This window comes from Methylocystis sp., from assembly GCF_050246715.1.
In the GTDB taxonomy this organism is placed as follows: Bacteria; Pseudomonadota; Alphaproteobacteria; order Rhizobiales; family Beijerinckiaceae; genus Methylocystis.
Genome location: NZ_JBFWVN010000109.1, coordinates 1 through 4,140 on the forward strand (window position 1 = coordinate 1; position 4,140 = coordinate 4,140).

The 4,140-nt window shown below is 58.5% G+C and carries 3 protein-coding genes and 1 pseudogene; 2 read left to right on the forward strand and 2 right to left on the reverse strand.

Translation table 11 applies throughout. The features are described 5' to 3' along the window. The first annotated feature begins 96 nt into the window (after positions 1-96). Positions 97-1,524, forward strand: coding sequence for a hypothetical protein (locus tag AB7I51_RS17740; RefSeq protein ID WP_428405605.1), 1,428 nt, complete (start codon positions 97-99; stop codon positions 1,522-1,524). A gap of 133 nt (positions 1,525-1,657) precedes the next feature. Further along, the gene (locus AB7I51_RS17745; RefSeq protein ID WP_428405604.1) at positions 1,658-2,446 is read left to right on the forward strand and encodes a hypothetical protein; all 789 of its coding nucleotides are present in this window, start codon (positions 1,658-1,660) and stop codon (positions 2,444-2,446) included. 310 nt (positions 2,447-2,756) lie between these two features. On the opposite strand, the gene AB7I51_RS17750 is transcribed toward AB7I51_RS17745, so the two are convergent. After that, positions 2,757-3,593: a hypothetical protein gene (locus tag AB7I51_RS17750; protein ID WP_428405603.1), complete on the reverse strand. Its 837-nt coding sequence runs from the start codon at positions 3,591-3,593 to the stop codon at positions 2,757-2,759. A 435-nt stretch (positions 3,594-4,028) separates the two neighbouring features. Continuing rightward, positions 4,029-4,140, reverse strand: a pseudogene (locus AB7I51_RS17755) (IS5/IS1182 family transposase); the annotation flags it as partial.

Consider the following 4,140-nt stretch of genomic DNA (forward strand, 5'->3'; position numbering starts at 1 on the left):
CGACTTCGAACGCTACGCCACGACCGTCGCCGCCTTCGTCAAACTCGCTATGATCCGCATCATGCTTAAACGTCTGACCCGTGCAACGTCTTGTTCATGAATCCAAACTTTTCGGATCGGCTCTTAGGTCTGTGGGTGGTCTACATTGTTCTTTCATACTGGGGAATTTCGGCGTCGGTCTCCGAGCCAAACTATCGGCATGCTCCCGAATTTCTTCAGTCGGTATTCAGCGTTGCTCAAGGGGCCATTTGGGGCTCGATCGAGCCGGGCTTCTGGCGCGCGCACGTAACGCCTCCGGTCATCGTCTATCTGGGAATCGCGCTATCGATCTTCATCTTCGTTTGGTATTTTATCGACGTCAACGCCAACTCCCTGCATCAATTCTATCGTGATCGGCTGGTCGGCGCTTTTCTCGTTGACCCCAAAAAAAAGTGGGACGACATAAACGAGAACAAGAATATCGCCGCAAATGATTTCTCCCTGAACGATATTTCGCCCATCTACGCGCCGTACCACCTCATCAATACGACTCTCAACGTGCCGGGGTCGCCCAGGGCCAATCGCCGTGGTCGCAACGGAGATTTCTTCCTGCTGAGCCGCAATTTTGTCGGCAGCGAAGTCACCGGCTATGTCGAAACGAACGATGTGAAGGACTTTTGGACCGGGGACATCGGCACCGCCATGGCGATTTCGGGGGCGGCGGCGGCGCCAAATATGGGAATCGCCTCTCTGCGTCCGCTCGCCTTTACGCTGGCGCTCCTTAACGTGCGCCTCGGGCGATGGTTCCCGAACCCGAAAAAGCTAAGCAAACTTCGCAAGAGTCGCCAATGGCCCCGACCGCGCTACTTCCTCGCGGAGGCTTTCTTTCGCACCCGCGAAACCTTCAACTATGTCTTCCTGAGCGACGGCGGCCATATCGACAATCTCGGCGTCTATGAATTGCTTCGCCGGCGCGTCGCGGTCATCATCGTCGTCGACGGCGAAGCTGACGGGGGCATGGACTTTCCCTCGCTCGTGCAGCTTCAGCGTCTCGCCCGCATCGACCTCGGCATTCGCATCCGCCTGCCTTGGGGCGAGATCAAAACTCACACCAGAAAGACCAGCGCTGAAATCGCCGCGGAACAGGTACGAACGAAGAACCTCGGCCCGCATGCGGCGATCGGGATCATCGAATATCCCGGCGAACCGCCCGCTCAACCGGAAACGGGCGTATTGATTTATCTGAAAGCGTCATTGACGGGCGACGAAAACGACTATGTGAGCGATTACAAGAAACGCAATCCTGACTTTCCGCATGAAACGACGCTGAACCAGTTTTTCAGCGAGGAGCAGTTCGAGGTCTATCGCGCGCTCGGATATCACATTTCCAATCGGCTGTTCACGGAGAAAGACTGCTGCTCGGTCGAGACTAAGCTGACCGACCAAGAGAAGCTGTCGATTCAGAGGGCCAAGCGACTCTTGAATTTTAATTTCGAGGAATGTGAGCCGTCTCCTGCGACGCCTGCGGATCAAGCGACGGCGTGACGCCTGCAGGGTCCTGTCGCGTGTACGGGCAGATTGGCCGGCGTCGCCGCGGCGCCGGCCGCGACCCGCGTTAATCGATTGTCAAGCAATCGGCGTGACGCTCATAAATCTTGTATCGATCCGATCCTTCTCCATGACCAAGCCAATGGGAATAGCCGCTCTCGACTTCAGCCCGGCCGCGTCTCCCGCAGCCGACGTTCCGGAACTGAGAGCGGAGCGAGTGGACGCGGCGATCGCCGCAAAAGTCTCTGACGAATCCGAGACGCGCGCGGCGCGAAGGCCGCTCGTGGCGTTCAAACGCGGCGTGATCTACGGCTCTCGGCTGCTCTGGGCGGCGCTGGTCTATGGCGGCGCTGGTCTTGCCGGCTGGCTGATCGCCGAAGCCGCATGGCCGACGCTTTCCGCGATTCCTGGCCTCGTCAGGACGATGGCGACGCAGGACAGCGCCGATCGCGCCGCCTTGCTGCGTACGACGCAGAAAATGGAAGAGGAGATCCGGGCGCTGCACGCCGAAATGGAGACGATGCGCGCTTCGACGGACGCGGCGACGCCGGCTTCAGACGCCGTCGAGAATCTTGGCAGGCGCATCGACGCGATGAAGACGGAGACAGGCGCTGCGATCGGCGCGCTCTCCAGCCAGGTTGAGGGCCTTCAGCGCGAGGTCGCCGCCAAGCCTGCGGCGACCGCGGAGCGATCGGCGGAAACCGGCGAACGTTCGTCGGGGCGAACCGAACGCGTCGCCGTCGAATCGAGCGCGTCGCGACGGACGACCGTTTCCGCGACGGTGAAAGTCGGCGAGGGACTGCGGCGTCCGAAAATCCGCCGCGGCGACGCCTTCGACCCGTCGAAAAATCCCGACGCGCCCGGCGCGCCGCGCCCGCTCGGCCGCTACGCGCCAGAGGCGAGTTCGCCGCGCAGATGATTCATGATTGCGCTTTAAAACGCGGCTCGCAAAAAGTGGAATCTGGCTTTTGCGTAAAGCGCGGTTTCAATTTTTGGAGTCGATCACGTTGTCTGGGTTTCGGCGAATCCGCCTAAATGCTAACGCGAACTAATGCCCCAGAGATAAGTGCGACAAACGGAAGACGCTGGACAGAAACTTTATCGCGATGCCAATGAGCCCTGAGCCGCCATAGAAGTCGCTCTTGTTCAGTTGGATAAAAACATGGGCGGGCGCGTCGGATTCATTGGTCAGTTCGCACAGAAAGAATCCCTCTCGGGCGCGTATCGATTCAAACAGAATTTTGGCGGCGGCGGCAAATTCGCGAAGCCGCAGGCGGAATGTGTCGCGGCTTGCTTTCGTTCGAGACGATCCCATTCGCGCTGGAATGACCGAGCTGGATTGCAGCTATTCTGCGATCCTCAGGATGCGCTTGGCTTGTCGGTCGCAACTTCGAAACGATGTTCGCCGTCGTGGCGATGACGTTTCCAAGAGCGTAGTCCCGACTCTCGCCGGGCTCGATCCTTTCGCACCAGATCAAGGTCTTTCCCACGAGACAAAGAATCGCGGGCGTTGATACATCGTCAGTCGGGCGCGTTTGATAGACATAGGGCGCCCGCGCCCAACTCATTGTCGATGCGTCACAGGGCACGGAACGAATCGCAACATTCGAGGAGGAACAAAGATAGGCGGGCTGGAGAAACAGAAGCGTCGACGAATTCTTTCGCGCCAGTTTCGTCAGATCGATTTTCTCGACGACATTGCCTTCGCCGGCGGTCAGCAAAATCTCTCTTTGTTTCTTGGAAGCGGCGATGCGATTGAGTTTTACGTCGCCGCCGCCAAAGCACACATAAAGGAAGTTGGCGAACTCATTAGCGAGCCAGGAGCGCTCCGGCGTCGGATGCGGACTCTGGCGCGGAATCGTCAGTGTTCCGGGCCATCGGCAGACAGATCTGCTGGGCCGATCAAAAAAGGACGTGTTGGGACCAAGCGTCACCACCAGCCCCTCTCTTGCGTCCAATAAGCGAAAGTCGCTTTGCCCTTGCTGCAGGGAAATTCGTTCAGGAGTGAAAAATGGGTTGCGCATGAACGTGCGCAGCCCGAAGTCGATGAAGTCGACCGGCGTCATATACGTGCGCGATATCCCTCAGCCAATCGTTGAAGATTTTGGGTATGGGAAGATCGCCGCTTCGTGTGATCGTATGGTTACGTTCTGGCAGCGGTCGCTCCCAATAACGCGGCTTGCGGGCTTTCGTTCCGAGCGAAGCTGGACGAGGCAGAGGACGACAGCCGCGAGTGACCGACATCTGATCCTAGTTGACTGATATTTAAGGAGGAATGCGGTATTATGGCGCGATTTTTCTTGTTTGGCTCCTTGAACGGCGATCGAAAAAATGCACGCCGCCATGCAGTCATGGTCAACGATACAGGCCGCTACAGGCTGCTCCCGATCGACCATCGCTAGGGTCGCCAAAGGCGCGTGATTGCCGCCGACCCCGAAAGGCCCGCCCTGTGCGGCGAGCCCTTCTTGCGCCGGCTCCGCCTCAGCCTGGCCTAGAGGGTGTTATGCACCTTGCATGATGTTTGCGGCGCGTTTGAGCATGAGGCAGACGAAGGCGACTACGTGGAATCCTGCCAAGGTCTCGGCATAACGCTCATAGTCTTTTACTAGCCTT

Bases quoted from the DNA above. Each gene is read 5' to 3' on its own strand.
- AB7I51_RS17740 (WP_428405605.1), top strand. From the start codon at position 97: ATGAATCCAAACTTTTCGGATCGGCTCTTAGGTCTGTGGGTGGTCTAC.
- AB7I51_RS17745 (WP_428405604.1), top strand. From the start codon at position 1,658: ATGACCAAGCCAATGGGAATAGCCGCTCTCGACTTCAGCCCGGCCGCG.
- AB7I51_RS17750 (WP_428405603.1), bottom strand. From the start codon at position 3,593: ATGACGCCGGTCGACTTCATCGACTTCGGGCTGCGCACGTTCATGCGC.